The organism is Streptomyces sp. NPDC048331 (genome assembly GCF_043201215.1).
GTDB lineage: Bacteria > Actinomycetota > Actinomycetes > Streptomycetales > Streptomycetaceae > Streptomyces.
Genome location: NZ_JBICYT010000061.1, coordinates 1 through 18,908, shown reverse-complemented (window position 1 = coordinate 18,908; position 18,908 = coordinate 1). Strand labels below are relative to the sequence as shown.

Sequence of the window (18,908 nt, the reverse complement as noted above, 5' to 3'; positions counted from 1 at the left end):
CGGCGCGCAGGTGGCGCGACACCGCGCCGAGCGCGGTGGCAAGGAGAGGAAGACGCGCCGGTCACCGACGACCACCATGGGGCGGCAAGTGCCCCACGACTCGACACCGTCCCACCGGTCGCCCGGCGGGACGCCTGGTCCAGAGGTTGCGACGCTAGTGCAGGGACGATTCAAGAGGGATGGCAGCGCTGCGGCGGAGCAGGAGCCGCGCGGCGGGACCGACCGTGGCTCCTCGCCCCAGCACGCCCAGAACCGCGGGCCGGCTGTCGAAGGCGCAGGCCCCGACACCTCCGCCGCGGTGAAGGCGAAGGGCCGTGGGAAGTCCGTGAAGGCCAGGGTCAAGGCGAAAGCCGCACCCGCCGCGCCTGCCGGACCGGCTGAGCAGGACGCGGCGATACCGAAGGCCCCCAGCGGGCCCGGTTCTCGTCTCGCCATGCAGAACTGGCGCATCAGCACGCGACTGGTGTCGCTGCTGACCCTGCCGGTCGTCGCCGCCACCACGCTCGGTGGTTTCCGTATCAACGACTCGCTCAACGACATCGCGCAGCTGGAGCACATGCAGCTGCTGACGACGATGACGCGACAGGCCACCAACCTGGCCGCCATGCTCCAGGAGGAGCGCGACCTCTCCGCGGGTCCGCTGTCCCTGTCCAAGGGCAAGACCACCAGCAGCGTCGACGTCGTCCGTCAGCAGACGGACACCGCCGCCAAGGCCTTCGCCGCCGCGACCGACAAGGTCGACAGCACGGGCGAGAAGGACGACACGCTCCGGTCGATCCGTAACAACGTGCTGCAGATCGGTCGCCAGCTCACCAACATCGAGACGATCCGCTCCCGCGCCTACATCAACGGCGCCCAGCAGACCGTCAGTGAGTACAACGCGGTCATCGTCTCGCTGCTCTCGCTCTCCCAGGACATGGCACAGGCCACCTCCAACCCGGAGATGATCAAGCGTACCCGTGCCCTGGCCGCGTTCTCCGCCGCCAAGGAGTACGCCTCCATCCAGCGCGCGATCATCGCCGCCTCGCTCCCCGACACCAACGAGCGTCAGGGTGAGCTGAAGGAGAACGACCGGCTGTACGCCCTCTCCGCGCAGAAGGGCGAGCAGCAGGCGAAGACGACCTTCGGTCTCGTCTACCAAGGTCGGACCGAGGAGCTCCTCGCCGGTCTGGGTGACAGCAACTCCGAGATCTCCACCGCCGACGGCTACTCCCGCCGTGTCCTGGCCAGCCCGGACGCCTTCCTCCGGGAGAAGAACCGCTCGTGGCTCGACTGGTACGACGCCGACGGCACCAAGCTCCAGGCCATGAAGGTCATCGAGCTGACGCTGCTCGAGGAGATGGAACAGAAGGCCCGTGAGCTGAAGAACGAGGCCCAGCAGGACGCCATCATCAACGGTGCCCTGATCCTCCTCGTCCTCGGTGTCTCCCTCGTCGGCGCCTTCGTCATGGCCCGCTCGATGATCCGCTCGCTGCGTCGCCTGCAGGACACCGCGACGCGCGTCGCCCAGGACCGACTGCCCGAGCTCGTCAAGCAGCTCTCCGAGTCCGATCCGCAGGACGTGGACACGTCCGTGGAGTCGGTCGGTGTGCACACCCGCGACGAGATCGGCCAGGTGGCCGCGGCATTCGACGACGTGCACCGCGAGGCCGTCCGCCTCGCCGCCGAGCAGGCTCTCCTGCGAGGCAACGTCAACGCGATGTTCACCAACCTCTCGCGCCGCTCGCAGGGCCTCATCCAGCGTCAGCTCTCGCTCATCTCCGAACTGGAGTCGCGCGAGGCCGACCCGGACCAGCTGTCCTCGCTCTTCAAGCTCGACCACCTCGCGACCCGCATGCGTCGTAACGGCGAAAACCTCCTCGTCCTCGCGGGCGAGGAGCCGGGCCGCCGGTGGACCCGCCCCGTCCCGCTGGTCGACGTGCTCCGTGCCGCCGCCTCCGAGGTGGAGCAGTACGAGCGTGTCGAGCTGTCCTCGGTGCCCGGCACCGATGTCGCCGGCCGCGTGGTCAACGACCTCGTGCACGTCCTCGCCGAGCTGCTGGAGAACGCCACCTCGTTCTCCTCCCCGCAGACCAAGGTCAAGGTCACCGGTCACGCGCTGCCCGACGGCCGTGTCCTGGTCGAGATCCACGACACGGGTATCGGCCTCTCCCCCGAGGACCTCGCCGCGATCAACGAGCGACTCGCGTCGCCGCCGACCGTGGACGTCTCCGTCTCCCGCCGCATGGGTCTGTTCGTGGTCGGCCGCCTGTCCCTGCGACACGGCATCCGCATCCAGCTGCGCCCCTCCGACTCGGGCGGTACGACCGCCCTCGTCATGCTGCCGGTGGACGTCGCCCAGGGCGGCAAGAAGCCGGCTCCGATGGCGGGCCAGGGCGGTCAGTCCGGTCCCGGTGGCGCTCCGGGTGGTCCCGGTGGGCAGGGTGTCGTGGGTGGTGCGCCCGCGCGTCCGTCCGTGGGCTCGGGTCCGCAGCGCGGTCAGGTCGCCGGCGGCGGCCAGCGCGCCGCTCTGCCCGGTCGCGACGGCGCCGCCGGTCAGCGTCCGCAGGGCCCGCAGGGCGGTCGCCCGCAGCAGGGTGGTCCCGGTGGCCGTCCGCAGCAGGGTCCGACCACCGCGGGCCAGGGCCAGGGTGCCTTCGGTTCCGGTGCTCCGCTGCCGACCCGTGGTCCGGTCCCCAGTGCCGGATTCGGTGGTGGCCCGCAGGCCCGTACGGCCTCCGGTCCGACCGGTTACCCGCAGGGCAACGGCTTCGAGCGTCCCCAGCAGCAGCCCCAGCAGGCGCAGCAGCAGCCCCAGCAGCCGGCCGCTCCCGCGGCACCGGCTCCGAACGGCCCGCGGCCGCAGCTCCCGCCGCGCGGTGGCGCTCCCCGTGCGGAGCTCCCCGGCCCGCAGACCACCAGCTGGGGCAGCGACCAGGCCCGCGGGCACGACGAGCTCTCGGGCCCCGGCTCGACGGCCGAGTTCGCCCGCCCGGACTTCAACGCCCCGATGCCCCAGGCGGACGGCGTCAACAGCACGACCGGACAGTTCGAGCGTCCGGACGTGCGGGGCCCCATGAACCCGTCCACCACCGGACAGTTCGAGCGCCCGGGCTACCAGCCCCAGCGTCCCGGCGGTCCCGGTGTCGGCGGCCCCACCCCGCAGCAGCCCCAGGCCCAGGCTCCGCAGGCCGGCAACGGGTACGCACCCGCGCCGTCCGCGCGCCCCGAGACCCCGCGGCTGCCGCAGGCCCACCGCCCGGAGGCACTGCCCCCGGCCCCGAGCTCCGGCGACGCCCGCAGCCCGATCTTCGACACCCTGGAGTCGAACTGGTTCCGCGAGGAGGGGCAGCAGCCCCCCGCGCAGGGTCCGGCCACGACCATCCCCCAGCAGGGTCAGCAGTCCGCTCCGGCGGCCCCGGCGCCGCAGCAGCAGCCGCTGCCGCAGCGCGGGCAGGAGCCGGCGGCGGAGTCCGCCGCCACGGCGACCGGCGCCACGCCGACCGTCAGCTGGCGGTCCTCGCCGAACGACGAACTGATGCGCCAGGCCGAGCGCGTGCGTCAGCCCGCCGCGGGCGGCATCACGACCTCGGGCCTGCCCCGCCGGGTCCCGCGGGCGAACCTCGTGGCCGGCACCGCGCAGCAGCAGGCCGAGGCGCAGTCGGGGCCGCAGGTCTCGCGGGCGCCGGACGACGTCCGCGGCCGTCTGACCAACCTCCGACGCGGTATCCAGCAGGGCCGTCAGGCCGGCAACAACGGACCGGCGACCGGCAGTTACCACATCGACCCCACTTACCAGCAGGAGCGTTAGTTGAGTTCGATGAGCCAGGCGGCACAGAACCTGAACTGGTTGATCACCAACTTCGTGGACAACACCCCCGGGGTGTCCCACACGGTGGTGGTCTCCGCCGACGGACTCCTTCTGGCGATGTCCGAAGGATTCCCCCGCGACCGCGCCGATCAGCTGGCGGCCGTGGCCTCCGGACTGACCTCGCTGACCGCCGGTGCCTCCCGCATCTTCGAGGGCGGCGCCGTCAACCAGACCGTGGTCGAGATGGACCGAGGATTCCTCTTCCTCATGTCCGTCTCGGACGGATCCTCGCTGGCCGTGCTGGCGCACCCCGAGTGCGACATCGGCCTCGTCGGCTACGAGATGGCCCTTCTGGTGGATCGCGCGGGCAGTGTCCTCACCCCGGACCTGCGCGCCGAACTGCAGGGAAGTCTGCTCGGCTGACTTCCCACTCTCCCGGCCGGACGGTACTACCGGCCGGGAGACCGGGGCCCCGCCCCGAAATCCAGTACCCCCGCCAGGCCGTCATCCCGTTCCCCCCACCGGCCGCCCCGTAAGACGGCACGCTGACCACTGCTGTCCAGCCCGGAGGATCAATGACCCCGCCCCCCGCCTACTCCGATTCGTACGGAGACTCGTACTCGGAAGGCGATCAGCCGCTGGTGCGTCCGTACGCGATGACCGGCGGCCGGACCCGGCCCCGCTACCAGCTCGCCATAGAGGCGCTGGTCAGCACCACCGCCGATCCGATGCACCTGTCCGGCCTGCTCCCCGAGCACCAGCGCATCTGCACGCTGTGCCGCGAGGTCAAGTCGGTCGCCGAGGTCTCCGCACTGCTGTCGATGCCGCTCGGTGTCGCCCGGATCCTCGTCGCCGACCTGGCGGAGGCCGGAATGGTGGCCATCCACCAGCCGGGCAATGGAGAGGCCGGCGGCACGCCGGATGTAACGCTGCTCGAAAGGGTGCTCAGTGGCCTTCGGAACATCTAGCGGAGCGGCTCCCCGCTCCACCACCTCCGCGAAGATCGTGGTGGCGGGCGGCTTCGGCGTGGGCAAGACCACGTTCGTCGGAGCCGTGTCGGAGATCAACCCGCTGCGCACCGAAGCCGTGATGACCAGCGCCTCGGCCGGGATCGACGACCTCACCCACACCGGTGACAAGACGACCACCACCGTCGCCATGGACTTCGGCCGCATCACGCTCGACCAGGACCTGATCCTGTACCTCTTCGGTACCCCGGGCCAGGACCGCTTCTGGTTCATGTGGGACGACCTGGTCCGCGGCGCCATCGGCGCGATCGTCCTCGTGGACACCCGCCGGCTCGCCGACTGCTTCCCGGCCGTCGACTACTTCGAGAACAGCGGCCTGCCGTTCGTCGTGGCGCTCAACGGCTTCGAGGGGCACCAGCCCTACACGCCGGAGGAAGTCCGCGAGGCCCTGCAGATCGGCCCCGGCGCCCCGATCATCACCACCGACGCCCGCCACCGCGCGGACGCCAAGAGCGCGCTCATCACGCTCGTCGAGCACGCGCTCATGGCGCGGCTCAAATAACACGGTTTCAGTTGTTGCGCGGGAGGGGCGGGCTGTGTCCTACGACACGGCCCGCCCCTCTCGTTCATAACGTTTCGACAGAGAATTACGGCCAGTTGGCAACGGGGTGCGGTCGCCTGGTATCACTGCGCGCACAACTGCCCCTATTTTTGCCGCAGGACGCTCTCTATGTCCGATTTATGTAGGGCATAAGCTTCTGGGTATGGCCGGTTTCAACTGTTTGGAACACGGCCGTTAACCGTGCTGGAATTCAACGAACTAGCTAGTAGCACCGCCGAGAGGTTGTTGGTCGAGTGAGGCGAAGCATCGCAAGCCCCGCGGATGAACCCGCGCGCGGCAACTTCACCCCGCCGCCGCGAGCGGCCGCGTCGCCGGTCGACGTGCCCGTGGACCCGCCCGCGAGCAGCGGGAGCAGCAGCAGGTTCTCGCCCCGCAACTGGCGTGTGCCGACCCGTCTGAACGCCATCCTGCTCGTGCCGGCCCTCGTGGGTCTGGTCATGGGTGGCTTCCAGGTGAAGGGTTCCATCGACACGTGGAACGAGGCCCAGGACGCCGAGAAGATAGCCACGGTCGTCCAGGCGGCCTCGGGCTACAGCCAGGCACTGCTCAACGAGCGTGACCTGACCGCCGAGCCCCTCCTGAACGGCCAGACGAAGGACCCGAGGGTCCTCAAGGCCTACGCGGACACCACCGCGGCCAAGGAGAAGTTCGACAAGGCCGTCCAGGACATGCCGAAGAACCTCGGCCTGGAGCGACGCCTGGACCTCTTCCGCGCGGAGGAGCCCAAGCTGGACGCCGTACGCGACAGGGCGTACCAGGCGGCCATCGAGAGCCCCAAGAAGGATCTGCCCAGGACGGCCGGGCCCATCCCGACCGAAGAGGGCTATGTGCTGGTCCAGCACTACCTCATGCAGTTCGCGAACGAGCTCGGTCTCGGCACCGGCAACGTGACCTCGTACGGCCGCATGGTCTACGCGATCCAGCTGGCCAAGGCGGCGAACTCGCTGCAGCGCGCCGTGGGTACTCACCTCCTGGTGCGCCCGAGCGCCGACGAGAACACCCGCAAGGCCCAGCTCGTGGCCTTCTCCTCCTACGCCTACCTCGAAGAGATCGCCATCGGCGAGTACGTCGCGGCGGGTACCGAGGACGACGTGAACCGCCTCAAGGCGGTCATGGCGAAGAAGTCCGAGGAGGGCGCGGCCAAGATCGCCGAGGCGAAGCACCAGGCCGAGCAGGCCGGCGGCCGCTTCATACCCCCGCCGACGATCCAGGACTCGGCGCTGCTCGGCATGACCGACGCGATCGCCAACAGCGAGAGCAAGAAGAAGCTCGCCGAGACCGGTTCGACCCCCGCCTTCTGGCAGGCCGCCGCCACCGCGAAGTTCGACGGTTACGACGAGGTCGAGAAGGAACTCCTCGACAAGGCCGTCAAGGACGCTGTCGCGGTCTCCGACGACGCCCGCACCGACGCGATCGTCAACGGCGCCATCGTGGTCGTGGCCCTGCTCGCCGCCTTCATCCTGGCCGGCATGATGGCCCGCCAGATGGGCCGCGCGATGGCCCGCCTGCGCACCGCCGCCTTCGACATCGCCGAGCAGCGCCTGCCGATGCTCGTCGACCAGCTCTCGCGCACCGATCCCGGCAAGGTGGACACCCGTGTCCAGCCGATCCCCATCGACTCCCAGGACGAGATCGGCGAGGTCGCACGCGCCTTCGACCAGGTCCACCGGGAAGCGGTGCGGCTCGCGGCCGAGCAGGCGCTCCTGCGAGGGAACGTCAACGCGATCTTCACCAACCTCTCCATGCGAAACCAGTCGCTGATCGAGGGCCAGCTGACCCTCATCACCGACCTGGAGAACAACGAGGCCGACCCGGACCAGCTGGAGAACCTCTTCCGCCTGGACCACCTGGCCACCCGTATGCGCCGCAACGGCGAGAACCTCCTCATCCTCGCGGGCGAGGAGCCGGGCCGCCGCTGGGACCAGCCGGTCCCGCTCGTCGACGTGCTGCGCGCCGCCTCCTCCGAGGTGGAGCAGTACGAGCGCATCGAGCTCTCCGGTGTGTCGGACGCCGAGATCCACGGCCAGGCCGTGACCGACCTCGTGCACCTGCTCGCCGAGCTCCTGGAGAACGCCACCACGTTCTCCTCCCCGCAGACCAAGGTCCGCGTCAACGCCACGCGTCTGCCCGACGGCCGCGTGATGGTCGAGATCCACGACAAGGGCATCGGCCTCACCGCCGAGGACTTCGCGGACATCAACCACAAGCTGGCCAACCCGCCGACCGTGGACGCCGCGATCTCGCAGCGCATGGGTCTGTTCGTGGTCGGCCGGCTGGCGGACCGCCACAGCATCCGCGTCCAGCTGCGCCCCTCGGGCGAGGCCGCCGGTACCACCTCGCTGGTCATGCTCCCCGACGCCATCACCCACGGTGGCGGTGGCGAGGGCATTCCGGACGACGACTTCACGGTCTCGCAGATCATTCCGGAGCAGCAGGCCCAGCTGGCTCCCCCGCTGCGCACCGCCGCCGAGCTCGGCTTCGACGACTCGCGGTACGACCAGCAGGGCGCCGACGGCCTCCCGGCCGACCCCGTGGGCCGGTCCCTGGGGCAGCAGGAGCGCCGGGCCGCGCTGGCGGCCCAGGTGGGTTACCCGCAGGAACAGCAGCAGGGCTACGGCCAGGAGTATCCGGAACCTCAGCCGGAGCACGGGTACCAGGAGTACCAGGGCTACGAGCAGCAGTCCGAGCAGGCCTACGACACCTCGTACGAGGCTCAGCAGGCACAGCAGGGCTACGAGGCGTACCCGCAGCAGGACTACGGCTATACGGAAGACGGATATTCGGACCAGCAGCCTGCCACGCAGGGCTACGACAACGGCTTCGAAGCCGGGTCGGGACAGGCCGAATGGCCTGAGCAGAACACGTATCCGGCTGCCTACCAGCAGGATTACGGGACCGAATCGGAATCCCGGGCCGTCCCCGAAGCGGCTCCGGAGCGCGTAGGCTTCGACCGTCCGGGTGCCGCTGCCGACACCGGTCACAAGATGACCGGAGCGGGCCTGCCGCGACGCGGCAGCCAGCAGCAGTGGCCGCCCGGGAAGCAGGAAACGGAGTCCACCGGATCCCTCTTCGAGCAGCGGTCGCCGCGTCAGCAGCAGCCCGCCGAACCGGAGCGGTCCCCGGAGGAAACTGAAGGTTCCGCCGCCTGGCGTTCGCGCAACGACGAACGCTGGCAGCAGGCCGGAAAGCTCCGTGAGCCGAAGGCGGGCGGGGTCACCCCGTCCGGTCTCCCTCGGCGCGTGCCCAAGGCCAACCTGGTCGAGGGCGCAGCGGAGACGACCCCGCAGGGCGGCCCCCAGGTCTCCCGCGCTCCGGAGGACGTCCGCGGCAGGTTGAGCAACCTGCGGCGCGGTGTCCAGCAAGGACGCAGCGCGGGTTCTGAGCAGTCAAGTAACAGCTATGACCAGGAGCGTTAGTGTGAGCCCGATGAGCCAGGCGGCACAGAACCTGAACTGGTTGATCACCAACTTCGTGGACAACACCCCTGGGGTGTCCCACACGGTGGTGGTCTCCGCCGACGGCCTTCTTCTGGCGATGTCCGACGGATTTCCGCGGGACCGCGCCGATCAGCTGGCGGCCGTGGCCTCCGGACTGACCTCGCTGACCGCCGGTGCCTCCCGCATCTTCGAGGGTGGCGCCGTCAACCAAACCGTGGTCGAGATGGACCGAGGATTCCTTTTCCTCATGTCCGTCTCGGACGGATCGTCCCTCGCGGTGCTCGCGCACCCCGAGTGCGACATCGGCCTCGTCGGCTACGAGATGGCCCTTCTGGTGGATCGCGCGGGCAGTGTCCTCACTCCGGATCTGCGCGCCGAGCTGCAAGGAAGTCTGCTCAACTAGCAGACAGGCAGTGCGTTTCGCGCCATCGCACCATAGGGTGCGGTGGCGCGGTTCCACAGGGAGTACTGCGTACTTGGAGTCGGAGGAGGACACGTGACAACACCCGGAGGACATCCTTATGGCGGCGCGCAGCAGCCGCAGGGTGGGCACGACCAGAACCGCTTCAACTTTCCCTCCGCGCCCAGCCGCCCTGTGCCGGAGCAGCATCCCTACCAACAGCAGCAGTACGGACAGCCTCAGATGCCTCAACAGCAGCCGCCGCCGCGCGCCGCGCGACAGCCCGCTCCGAAGGCTCACAACCCGCTGGTGCGTCCGTACGCGATGACCGGCGGCCGTACTCGGCCGCGCTACCAGCTCGCCATCGAGGCGCTGGTCAGTACCACGGCGGACCCCGCGCGTCTGCAAGGGCAGTTGCCCGAGCACCAGCGCATCTGCCGCCTGTGCCAGGAGATCAAATCCGTAGCGGAGATCTCGGCACTTCTCTCCATTCCTCTTGGTGTCGCCCGCATCCTCGTAGCCGACCTGGCGGAGGCGGGCCTTGTCGCCATTCACCAGCCCGGCGGCGACGAGTCTGCCGGTGGCCAGCCAGACGTGACACTGCTCGAAAGGGTGCTCAGTGGACTTCGCAAGCTCTAACGGCGGAGCGGCTCCCCGCTCCACCACCTCCGCGAAGATCGTGGTGGCGGGCGGCTTCGGCGTGGGCAAGACCACGTTCGTGGGCGCGGTCTCCGAGATCAACCCGCTGCGCACCGAAGCCGTGATGACCAGCGCCTCGGCCGGGATCGACGACCTCACCCACACCGGTGACAAGACGACCACCACCGTCGCCATGGACTTCGGCCGCATCACGCTCGACCAGGACCTGATCCTGTACCTCTTCGGTACCCCGGGCCAGGACCGCTTCTGGTTCATGTGGGACGACCTGGTCCGCGGCGCCATCGGCGCGATCGTCCTCGTGGACACCCGCCGCCTCGCCGACTGCTTCCCGGCCGTCGACTACTTCGAGAACAGCGGCCTGCCGTTCGTCATCGCCCTCAACGGCTTCGAGGGGCACCAGCCCTACACGCCGGAGGAAGTCCGCGAGGCCCTGCAGATCGGCCCGGACGCCCCGATCATCACCACCGACGCCCGCCACCGCGCGGACGCCAAGAGCGCGCTCATCACGCTCGTCGAGCACGCGCTCATGGCGCGCCTGCGGTAGTACTCCCGCCGCACCCGACAGGCCCCTGTGTCACGCGACGCGGGGGCCTTCGCCATGGGCGGGGTCCGCGGCCGGGCGGTCCGGCCGTCTCCCCGGCGCCTACGAGGCTTCGTACGGGCCCCGCGCCGCCCTGCGGGGCGGCGGGTACGCGGAAGGCCCCGCACCCTGGACGGGTGCGGGGCCTTCGGAGCCGGGGAACTCAGCCCTGCCAGCTGTGCGGGGCGCGGAAGCCGGGCGTGCGCTCGAGGCGGCGCCAGCCGGCCTGGCCGGGCACGCGTACCGGGGTCGCCTCGGGCGTGGCGGCCGCGCGGGCGAGCAGGATCGCGGTGATCGCGGCCAGCTCCTCGGGGGCGGCGTTGCCCTTCTCGACGCGCAGCAGGGTGTCAGTGGCGGTGGTCATGGGGTGGCAGGTCTCCTTCGCGGTTACTGCGGCGGGTTGCCGTGCTTGCGGGACGGCAGATCGGCGTGCTTGTTGCGGAGCATGGCGAGGGCGCTGATGAGCACCTCGCGGGTCTCGGCGGGGTCGATGACGTCGTCGACGAGGCCGCGTTCGGCCGCGTAGTACGGGTGCATCAGTTCGGCCTTGTACTCCTTGACCATGCGCACGCGCATGGCCTCGGGGTCCTCGGCGTCCGCGATCTGCTTGCGGAAGATGACGTTGGCCGCGCCCTCGGCGCCCATCACGGCGATCTCGTTGGTCGGCCAGGCGTAGGTGATGTCGGCACCGATGGACTGGGAGTCCATGACGATGTACGCGCCGCCGTAGGCCTTGCGCAGGATCAGCGAGATCCGCGGGACGGTGGCGTTGCAGTACGCGTACAGCAGCTTGGCGCCGTGGCGGATGATGCCGCCGTGCTCCTGGTCGACGCCCGGAAGGAAGCCGGGGACGTCCAGCAGGGTGATGATCGGGATGTTGAAGGCGTCGCACATCTGGACGAAGCGTGCGGCCTTCTCGGAGGCCTCGATGTCCAGGACACCGGCGAGGTGGCCGGGCTGGTTGGCGACGATGCCGACGACCTGGCCGTTCATCCGGGCCAGGGCGCAGATGATGTTGCGGGCCCAGCGCTCGTGGATCTCCAGGACGTCGCCCTCGTCGACGAGCTCCTCGATGACCTTGAGCATGTCGTACGGGCGGTTGCCGTCGGCGGGCACCAGGTCCAGGAGGACCTCGCCGCGGCGGTCGGCCGGGTCGCTCGTCTCGTGGACGGGCGGGTTCTCACGGTTGTTGGAGGGCAGCATCGAGATGAGGTAGCGGACCTCGGAGATGCAGGTCTCCTCGTCGTCGTACGCGAAGTGCGCGACGCCCGAGGTCTCGGCGTGCACGTCGGCGCCGCCGAGGCCGTTCTGGGTGATCTCCTCGCCGGTCACCGCGCGGACCACGTCCGGGCCGGTGATGAACATCTGCGAGGTCTCCCGGACCATGAACACGAAGTCCGTGAGGGCCGGGGAGTACGCGGCGCCACCGGCGCAGGGGCCCAGCATGACCGAGATCTGCGGGATGACACCCGAGGCCTTGGTGTTGCGCTGGAAGATGCCGCCGTAGCCGGCCAGCGCCGAGACGCCCTCCTGGATACGGGCGCCTGCGCCGTCGTTCAGGGAGACCAGAGGGGCACCGGCCGCGATGGCCATGTCCATGATCTTGTGGATCTTCGTGGCGTGGGCCTCGCCCAGGGCGCCACCGAAGATCCGGAAGTCGTGGGCGTAGACGAAGACCGTGCGGCCCTCGACCGTGCCCCAACCGGTGATCACACCGTCGGTGTAGGGCTTCTTGTTCTCCAGGCCGAACCCGGTCGCCCGGTGCCGGCGGAGCTGCTCGACCTCTCGGAAGGAACCCTCGTCGAGCAGCAGCGCGATGCGCTCACGGGCGGTGAGCTTGCCCTTGGCGTGCTGCGTCTCGGTCGCTCGGTCGCTGGGGCCGCGCCTCGCCTGCTCACGCAGGGAGTGCAGCTCGGCCACGCGCCCGCGGGCGTCCGTCGGCTCGCTCGGGGTCTGGTCCACAACGGTCATGTACCGACCTTACGAAGATCGCGATGAAAAACCTCCGTTCATTCCGCACAGTCTCGGGAGTCTTCCGCTGTCCGGCCCGCACAGTACGCCCGGTGGATGTACGGACTCCGCCAGACGGAGCACGCACCGGTTGTGGGACCTTCACAAAAAGGCCCGACACGGCTCCTAGATGTTGAAATTTGAACGGAATGGGTCTAGCGTCGTCCTCGTTGAAGTCGTTGAACATTCAACATAATCGGACCGCGCAACACACCCCACCAAGGAGCACGTCATGGGCCTCTTCACCCGCCGCAACCAGAACCCGAACGTCCAGGACGGCGCCGCCGTCGCCACCCTGGCGGTGGACCCGGCGCTCGCCGCCCTCACCGGTGACTACGTCATCGACCCCACCCACAGCAGCATCGGCTTCACCGTGCGCCACGCCATGGTCACCAACGTGCGCGGCGCCTTCACCGAGCACGAGGGAACCCTGCACCTGGACGGCGCCGACCCGGCCCGCTCCACCGCGTCCATCGACGTCAAGATCGCCTCCGTGGACACCGGCATCGCCGACCGCGACGGTCACCTGCGCAGCGGCGACTTCTTCGACGCGGAGGCCTTCCCGCTGATGACCTTCCGCTCCACCGAGGCGCGTCAGCTCGGCGGCGAGGCCTACCGGATCACCGGCGAGCTGACCATCAAGGACGTCACGCGCCCGCTCTCCATCGACCTGGAGTTCAACGGCTCGGCCACCGACCCCTACGGCAACCAGCGCGTCGGCTTCGAGGGCTCCACCGAGATCCTGCGCTCCGACTGGGGCCTGACGTGGAACGCGGCCCTGGAGACCGGCGGTGTCGTGGTCAGCGACAAGGTGAAGCTGACCTTCGACATCTCGGCCATCAAGCAGGCCTGACGCCGCACGCCCGACGCCCGGAACCGGGGGCGGTCAGAAGCCGCCCCCGCCGTCGAACCCACCGCCCCCGTCGAACCCACCGCCGCCGAAGTCCCCGCCACCGAAGTCGGACGGGTCGAAGTCGGCGCCGGAGACGTCCCCGCCCTCGAAGCCGCCGCCCGTGCCGCCCCCGAAGTCCGAGGCGTAGGCGGGGCTGGACATCATCGAACCGAGCATCGTGCCCACCAGCAGTCCGGGCAGGATGCCGCCGCCGAAGTACCCGCCGGCCCAGGGACCGTACGCCGGGCCCGCGTCGTAGTACGGCCGGGGTCCACGTTCGGTCGCGACCGTGCGGACCGCCGGGTCCAGCCCGTCGCGCAGTCGTACGGCGTCCGCCGTGCAGACCGGCACGGTACGGGCCGCCCCGCCGGCCGGAGCCCAGGTGGCGTCCTCGGTGCTCGGCCCGTGGCGCGGATCGAAGAAGCAGGGCGCACGGCGCTCGGGGAGCGGCCTGCCCTGCCGGCGCGCGTCGAGGGTGGCCAGCGCGAAGCGGCCGTCCTCCAGCGCCTGGGTGACGCCCTTGACCTCGTCGGGGCGCTGCACCGAGGCCATGATCCGCTTGGCTTTCTCGTACGAGTCGAGCCCCTGCTCGTAGTCCGCCCGCATGGCGTCGTCGGCGCCGGGCTCGCCCGGGTGGAAGTCGAGCCGTTCGAGCTCCTCGCCGAAGGCCGTGATGTCCTCGTCGACGACCACGCTCAATCGCGCGATGGCCTCGCGCCGGGCCTCTTCCTTCTTCTTCCGGTTGCGTCGGACCAGTGCGTACGCACCGCCGCCGCCCACCACCGCCACCGCGCCCAGGGCGATCAGTCCGCCGACCGGGACACCCTGCTCGGCTCCGGTGGTGCCCCAGGAGGCCGGGGCGTTGCCCTTGACCTGGGTCAGGGCCTGGTCCACGAAGTTGTTGAGCTGGGTGTTCGCGTTGACCGGTGCGCCGGTCTTCACGGCCTCGGTGAGGTTGCGTACGGCGTTGGTCGGCATGACCGCCCGGTCAGCGCCGGCATCGAAACCGTCGCCGAGCCGGATCGCGTAGAGCCCGGTGATCCCGGTCTCGGTACGGACGGCGCGCAGCACCGTGTCCGGCGGGAACTCGGCGGTGGCCGGCAGCACGGCCACGAACACCGGCTTCCCGGCATCCTTGATCTTCTTCGCGAGCGCGTCCGCCTGCGCCGTGGACAGCTGCGCCTCGGCCCCGGGGGCGACGAAGACCGGGCCCCGTTCGAGCGCCTCCCCCACGGCGGAGACCCCATCGGCCGCGGAGGCCTGCGGCGCGGCCACCAGGGCGGTCGCCGACAGTCCCAGCAGCAGACCGGCCAGCAGCGATCCGAAGCGTATGGACATCAGCCTGGTCTTCATATCGAAGACGCTACCGGAACCGGCACTTTCCCGTGTGAGCCGGACATAAGGGCCTCGCCGGGCCGCGGCCCGGCGAGGGTGACGCGAGGTGGGTTCCGGAGGTCCGGAGGACACGGACCGGGCGCGGGTTACTCGGCCGGTTCGACGCCGGCGTGCAGCAGGCCGTAGGTGAAGGCGTCCTCCAGGGCCTGCCAGGACGCCGCGATCACGTTCTGGGCCACGCCGACCGTGGACCACTCGCGCTCACCGTCGGTCGTGGCGATCAGCACACGGGTCGTGGACTCCGTACCGTGCGTGCCCTCCAGGATGCGGACCTTGTAGTCGACGAGCTCGAACTTGGCGAGCTGCGGGTAGAACCGCTCCAGCGCCACCCGCAGCGCCCGGTCCAGCGCGTTGACCGGGCCGTTGCCCTCCGCCGTGGCGACGATCCGCTCGCCCTTGGCCCGCAGCTTGACCGTGGCCTCGTTGGCGTGGGTGCCGTCCGGACGGTCCTCGACGATGGCCCGCCAGGACTCGATGCGGAAGTACTTGCGGGCCCGGCCCTCGGCCTCGGCGCGCAGCAGCAGCTCGAAGGAGGCGTCGGCGGCCTCGTAGGTGTAGCCCTTGAGCTCGCGCTCCTTGACCCGCTCCACGACCCGGGAGATCAGTGCGCGGTCCCCGCCCAGCTCGACGCCGAGTTCCTTGCCCTTGAGCTCGATGGAGGCGCGGCCGGCCATGTCGGAGACCAGCATGCGCATGGTGTTGCCGACCCGCTCGGGGTCGATGTGCTGGTAGAGGTCGGGATCGACCTTGATGGCCGAGGCGTGCAGGCCCGCCTTGTGCGCGAAGGCCGAGACGCCGACGTAGGGCTGGTGCGTGGAGGGGGTGAGGTTCACGACCTCGGCGATGGCGTGCGAGATCCGGGTCATCTCGGCGAGCGCCCCGTCGGGGAGCACCTTGCGCCCGTACTTGATCTCCAGGGCGGCGACGACGGGGAAGAGGTTGGCGTTGCCGACACGTTCGCCGTACCCGTTCGCCGTGCACTGGACGTGGGTGGCGCCCGCGTCCACGGCGGCCAGGGTGTTGGCGACGGCGCAGCCGGTGTCGTCCTGGGCGTGGATGCCCAGCCGGGCGCCGGTGTCGGCGAGGACGGTGGCTACGGTCGCGGTCACCTGGGCGGGCAGCATGCCGCCGTTGGTGTCGCAGAGGATGACCACGTCGGCGCCGGCCTCGTGGGCGGCACGGACGACGGACTTGGCGTACTCCGGGTTGGCCCGGTAGCCGTCGAAGAAGTGCTCGCAGTCGACGAAGACGCGGCGGCCCTGGGCGACCAGGTGGGAGACGGTGTCGCGGACCATCTCCAGGTTCTCGTCGAGGGTGGTGCGCAGGGCGAGTTCGACGTGGCGGTCGTGGGACTTGGCGACGAGCGTGATGACCGGGGCGCCGGATTCCAGCAGGGCCCGCACCTGCGGGTCCTGGGCGGCCGAGCCGCCCGCGCGCCGGGTGGCGCCGAAGGCGACCAACTGGGCGTTCTTGAAGGAGATCTCCGCACGGGCGCGGGAGAAGAACTCGGTGTCACGGGGGTTGGCGCCGGGCCAGCCGCCCTCGATGAAGCCCACTCCGAAGTCGTCCAGGTGCCGGGCGATCGTCAGCTTGTCGGCGACCGTGAGGTTGATGCCCTCGCGCTGGGCGCCGTCGCGCAGGGTGGTGTCGAAGACGTGGAAGCTGTCGTCCAGGCCTTGTGACAGCGCGGTCGTCGCCTCTGGTGTCGTCGTCATGCTGATCTGACTCCTGTCGGATGAGTGGTTCCGGATGCCCGCCGAAGGGGGCAGGCCGCCGTCACTGCCCCCATCATCGCGCGCGGTCGGGTCCCGGCACGGATGGTCCGGGAAACGAAAAAACCTCTCGCGGGTAGCGAGAGGTCTGCGCGCGGGTCCGAGGCACGGTGGCCGCTTCCGCGAAGTTCTTCCGCGGTTCAGCGGCCACTGGGGACCGGCGCGCTGCTGGCGATAATCATGAGCTGAGCAGGCACGCCGGCAGTCTGCCACACCGCTCGCCACCGATGGACAGGCATCTCAACATGCGGGCAGCGAGGGCGGGGGCCACGCCGTTGTGGGGGCTACGCCCGGGGCGCGAGGGTCTCCGTCAGGAATTCCCGCACGTGGGCGAGGATCGCCGTGCGGTCGAGCGTCGGCAGGCCCACCGCCAGCTGGATGCTGAATCCGTCGAGCAGGGCCCGGACCCGGGTCGCCACGCGCTCGGCGTCCACCGGGCGGAACTCCCCGCGCGAGATGCCCTCGGCGAGCAGGGCCACCAGGTCGCGGTGCCAGGCGCCCTCGATGGCCGCCTGTCGGTCGCGCTCCTGGGGGCCGGCGTTCTGGGAGCGGTTCCAGACCTCCAGCCACAGCGTCCAGTGCGGGTCACGGGCACGGGTGGGCACGTACAGGTCCACGTACGCCTGGAGGCGCTCGGTCACCGGACCGCGGCGGGCGAGCAGGGCCCGCCGCTCGCCGCCCAGCTCCGCCTCGCTCCACTCCAGGGTCTGCAGCAGGAGCTCGTCCTTGCTGCGGAAGTAGTAGAGGAGGTGGCCGCTGCTCATGCCGACCTCGCGGCCCAGTCCGGCCATGGTCAGGCCTTCCAGGCCGCGCTCGGCGATCGTGGCCATGGCGGCGACGAGTACGTCCTCGCGCGGGGGCGCGTTCTTCCGCGCCGCGCGTACCGGTACTCCGCCCGCCACCATGGACCCACTCCTTGTCGGTCGGCTGCCGGCCGTCTGCGGATCAGACCTTCGGCTGCTGCTGGGTGATGCAGTGGATACCGCCACCCCCGGCGAAAATCGTACGTGCGTCGACGAGGGTCACGGTCCGCTCGGGGAACAGTCCGCGGAAGATCTCGGCGGCCTCCTCGTCACGCGGGTCGTCGAAGGCACACAGCACGACACCGCCGTTGCACAGGTAGTGATTGATGTACGAGTAGTCCACCCACTCGCCGTCCTCCTGCAGCACGGTCGGCGCCGGGATCTCCACGACCTCCAGTTGCCGCCCTTGGGCGTCGGTGGACGCGCGCAGGATGGCCGCGATGGTCTTGCAGCGCTCGTGGTCCGGGTGGGCCGGGTCGGGCTGGGTGTGGACCATGACGACGCCGGGGCGGGCGAAGGCGGCGACGATGTCGACGTGGCCCTGGGTGCCGTAGGTGCCGTAGTCGCCGGCCAGGCCGTACGGCAGCCAGATCGCCTTGGTGGTGCCGAGGTGGGCGTGGATCTCCGCCTCCACCTGTTGGCGGGTCCAGCCGGGGTTGCGCCCCTCGCCGAGCTGGACGGTGTCGGTGAGGAGGACGGTGCCCTCGCCGTCGACGTGGATGGCGCCGCCCTCGTTGACGAGCTCGGTGCTGTAGGTGCGGGTGCCGATCACGTCCGAGACGTGGCGGGCGATCTTCGAGTCGTGGTCCCAGCGGGCCCACTCCTGGGCGCCCCAGCCGTTGAAGGTCCAGTCGACGGCGGCGAGCTCGCCGGCGTCGTTGGTGACGAAGGTCGGGCCGATGTCGCGCATCCAGGCGTCGTCGAGCTCCTGCTCGACCAGCTGTACGTCGTCGCCGACGACGGCGCGGGCGTTCTCCGCGTCGCCGGGCGAGACCACGAGGGTCACCGGCTCGTACGCGCGGACGGCGCGGGCGACGGCGCCCCAGGCCTCGCGGGCCTCGGCGAGTTCCTGCGCGTTGGTGAAGGTGGGGTTGGGGCTGGGCCAGGCCATCCAGGTGCGCTCGTGGGGCGTCCACTCGGCGGGCATCCGGAAGCCGTTGTTCACAGGCTTGGTCATGGCAGGCAGGTCCTTACGGGCTGTGCTGACTTACAGGAAGTACAGGCGGTTGAGGGAGACCGATTCGGCGGCTTCGGAGCGCAGCGGTTCCCCGTCGAGGGAGACCAGTCCGCTGCGCGCGTCCACATCGACCGCGCCCACCCGGGAGTTGAACAGCAGGTCCTTGGGGCCGATCCCCCGGGTGCCGCGGACGGCCACGCGGCGCCGGCGGGTCGGCATCTCGTCGCTGCCGAGGGCCGCGGCCGCGGCGGAGACGAAAGCGACGGAGATGTCGGCGGCCGTGGCCCCGTACGAGCCGAACTGCGGGCCGAGGACGAGCGGTTCGCAGGTGTCGGTGGCGGCGTTGGGGTCGCCGGTGACTCCGTAGGCCGGGAAGCCGGACTTGAGCACGAGCTGGGGCTT

15 protein-coding genes and 1 pseudogene are annotated in these 18,908 nt (G+C 70.3%); 9 read left to right on the top strand and 7 right to left on the bottom strand.

All coding sequences use genetic code 11. From position 1 onward, the window contains the following. Window positions 1–157 precede the first annotated feature (157 nt). From ACGFYY_RS39795 to ACGFYY_RS39760, 8 genes are all read left to right on the top strand, one after another. Window positions 158–3,790 (top strand): nitrate- and nitrite sensing domain-containing protein, encoded by a 3,633-nt coding sequence (locus ACGFYY_RS39795; RefSeq protein WP_393717166.1) that lies wholly within the window; start codon window positions 158–160, stop codon window positions 3,788–3,790. A 9-nt stretch (window positions 3,791–3,799) separates the two neighbouring features. After that, on the top strand, window positions 3,800–4,213 hold the full coding sequence (locus ACGFYY_RS39790; protein WP_030708442.1) for a roadblock/LC7 domain-containing protein: 414 nt from the start codon (window positions 3,800–3,802) through the stop codon (window positions 4,211–4,213). 152 nt (window positions 4,214–4,365) lie between these two features. Continuing rightward, window positions 4,366–4,758: a DUF742 domain-containing protein gene (locus ACGFYY_RS39785; protein WP_030014827.1), complete on the top strand. Its 393-nt coding sequence runs from the start codon at window positions 4,366–4,368 to the stop codon at window positions 4,756–4,758. Then, complete coding sequence (locus ACGFYY_RS39780; protein WP_046776286.1) at window positions 4,739–5,320, top strand: ATP/GTP-binding protein; 582 nt, start codon at window positions 4,739–4,741, stop codon at window positions 5,318–5,320. The genes ACGFYY_RS39785 and ACGFYY_RS39780 overlap by 20 nt, the downstream gene beginning before the upstream one ends. A 293-nt stretch (window positions 5,321–5,613) precedes the next feature. Continuing rightward, a complete protein-coding gene (locus ACGFYY_RS39775; protein ID WP_393717163.1) occupies window positions 5,614–8,796 on the top strand; it encodes a nitrate- and nitrite sensing domain-containing protein in 3,183 nt (1,060 codons plus the stop codon). A gap of 10 nt (window positions 8,797–8,806) precedes the next feature. Further along, a complete protein-coding gene (locus ACGFYY_RS39770) occupies window positions 8,807–9,220 on the top strand; it encodes a roadblock/LC7 domain-containing protein (RefSeq protein WP_030037347.1) in 414 nt (137 codons plus the stop codon). A gap of 93 nt (window positions 9,221–9,313) precedes the next feature. Further along, window positions 9,314–9,856, top strand: a complete 543-nt coding sequence (locus ACGFYY_RS39765; RefSeq protein WP_030774762.1) for a DUF742 domain-containing protein — start codon at window positions 9,314–9,316, stop codon at window positions 9,854–9,856. Beyond that, window positions 9,837–10,421 (top strand): ATP/GTP-binding protein, encoded by a 585-nt coding sequence (locus tag ACGFYY_RS39760; protein WP_109781528.1) that lies wholly within the window; start codon window positions 9,837–9,839, stop codon window positions 10,419–10,421. Before ACGFYY_RS39765 ends, ACGFYY_RS39760 begins: the two co-directional genes overlap by 20 nt. Before the next feature lie 199 nt (window positions 10,422–10,620). Here the strand turns inward: ACGFYY_RS39760 and ACGFYY_RS39755 are convergent, their stop codons facing one another. Both ACGFYY_RS39755 and ACGFYY_RS39750 read right to left on the bottom strand, forming a co-directional pair. Beyond that, window positions 10,621–10,821, bottom strand: a complete 201-nt coding sequence (locus ACGFYY_RS39755) for an acyl-CoA carboxylase subunit epsilon (RefSeq protein WP_365280649.1) — start codon at window positions 10,819–10,821, stop codon at window positions 10,621–10,623. 23 nt (window positions 10,822–10,844) lie between these two features. Beyond that, window positions 10,845–12,428, bottom strand: coding sequence for an acyl-CoA carboxylase subunit beta (locus ACGFYY_RS39750; protein ID WP_393717160.1), 1,584 nt, complete (start codon window positions 12,426–12,428; stop codon window positions 10,845–10,847). Between the two features lie 271 nt (window positions 12,429–12,699). Between ACGFYY_RS39750 and ACGFYY_RS39745 the strand changes: the two genes are divergently transcribed. Next, window positions 12,700–13,320, top strand: coding sequence for a YceI family protein (locus ACGFYY_RS39745; RefSeq protein WP_393717158.1), 621 nt, complete (start codon window positions 12,700–12,702; stop codon window positions 13,318–13,320). Between the two features lie 33 nt (window positions 13,321–13,353). On the opposite strand, the gene ACGFYY_RS39740 is transcribed toward ACGFYY_RS39745, so the two are convergent. The 5 genes and pseudogenes from ACGFYY_RS39740 to ACGFYY_RS39720 all read right to left on the bottom strand — a co-directional run. Further along, a complete protein-coding gene (locus tag ACGFYY_RS39740; protein WP_393717156.1) occupies window positions 13,354–14,712 on the bottom strand; it encodes a hypothetical protein in 1,359 nt (452 codons plus the stop codon). 128 nt (window positions 14,713–14,840) lie between these two features. Then, complete coding sequence (cimA, locus tag ACGFYY_RS39735; RefSeq protein WP_393717154.1) at window positions 14,841–16,469, bottom strand: citramalate synthase; 1,629 nt, start codon at window positions 16,467–16,469, stop codon at window positions 14,841–14,843. Window positions 16,470–16,810: 341 nt separating this feature from the next. Then, window positions 16,811–17,431, bottom strand: coding sequence for a TetR/AcrR family transcriptional regulator (locus tag ACGFYY_RS39730; RefSeq protein WP_365280664.1), 621 nt, complete (start codon window positions 17,429–17,431; stop codon window positions 16,811–16,813). Between the two features lie 40 nt (window positions 17,432–17,471). Continuing rightward, window positions 17,472–18,506, bottom strand: a complete 1,035-nt coding sequence (locus ACGFYY_RS39725; RefSeq protein WP_393717152.1) for an agmatine/peptidylarginine deiminase — start codon at window positions 18,504–18,506, stop codon at window positions 17,472–17,474. 30 nt (window positions 18,507–18,536) lie between these two features. Further along, window positions 18,537–18,908: pseudogene (locus ACGFYY_RS39720) on the bottom strand (urease subunit alpha); the annotation flags it as partial.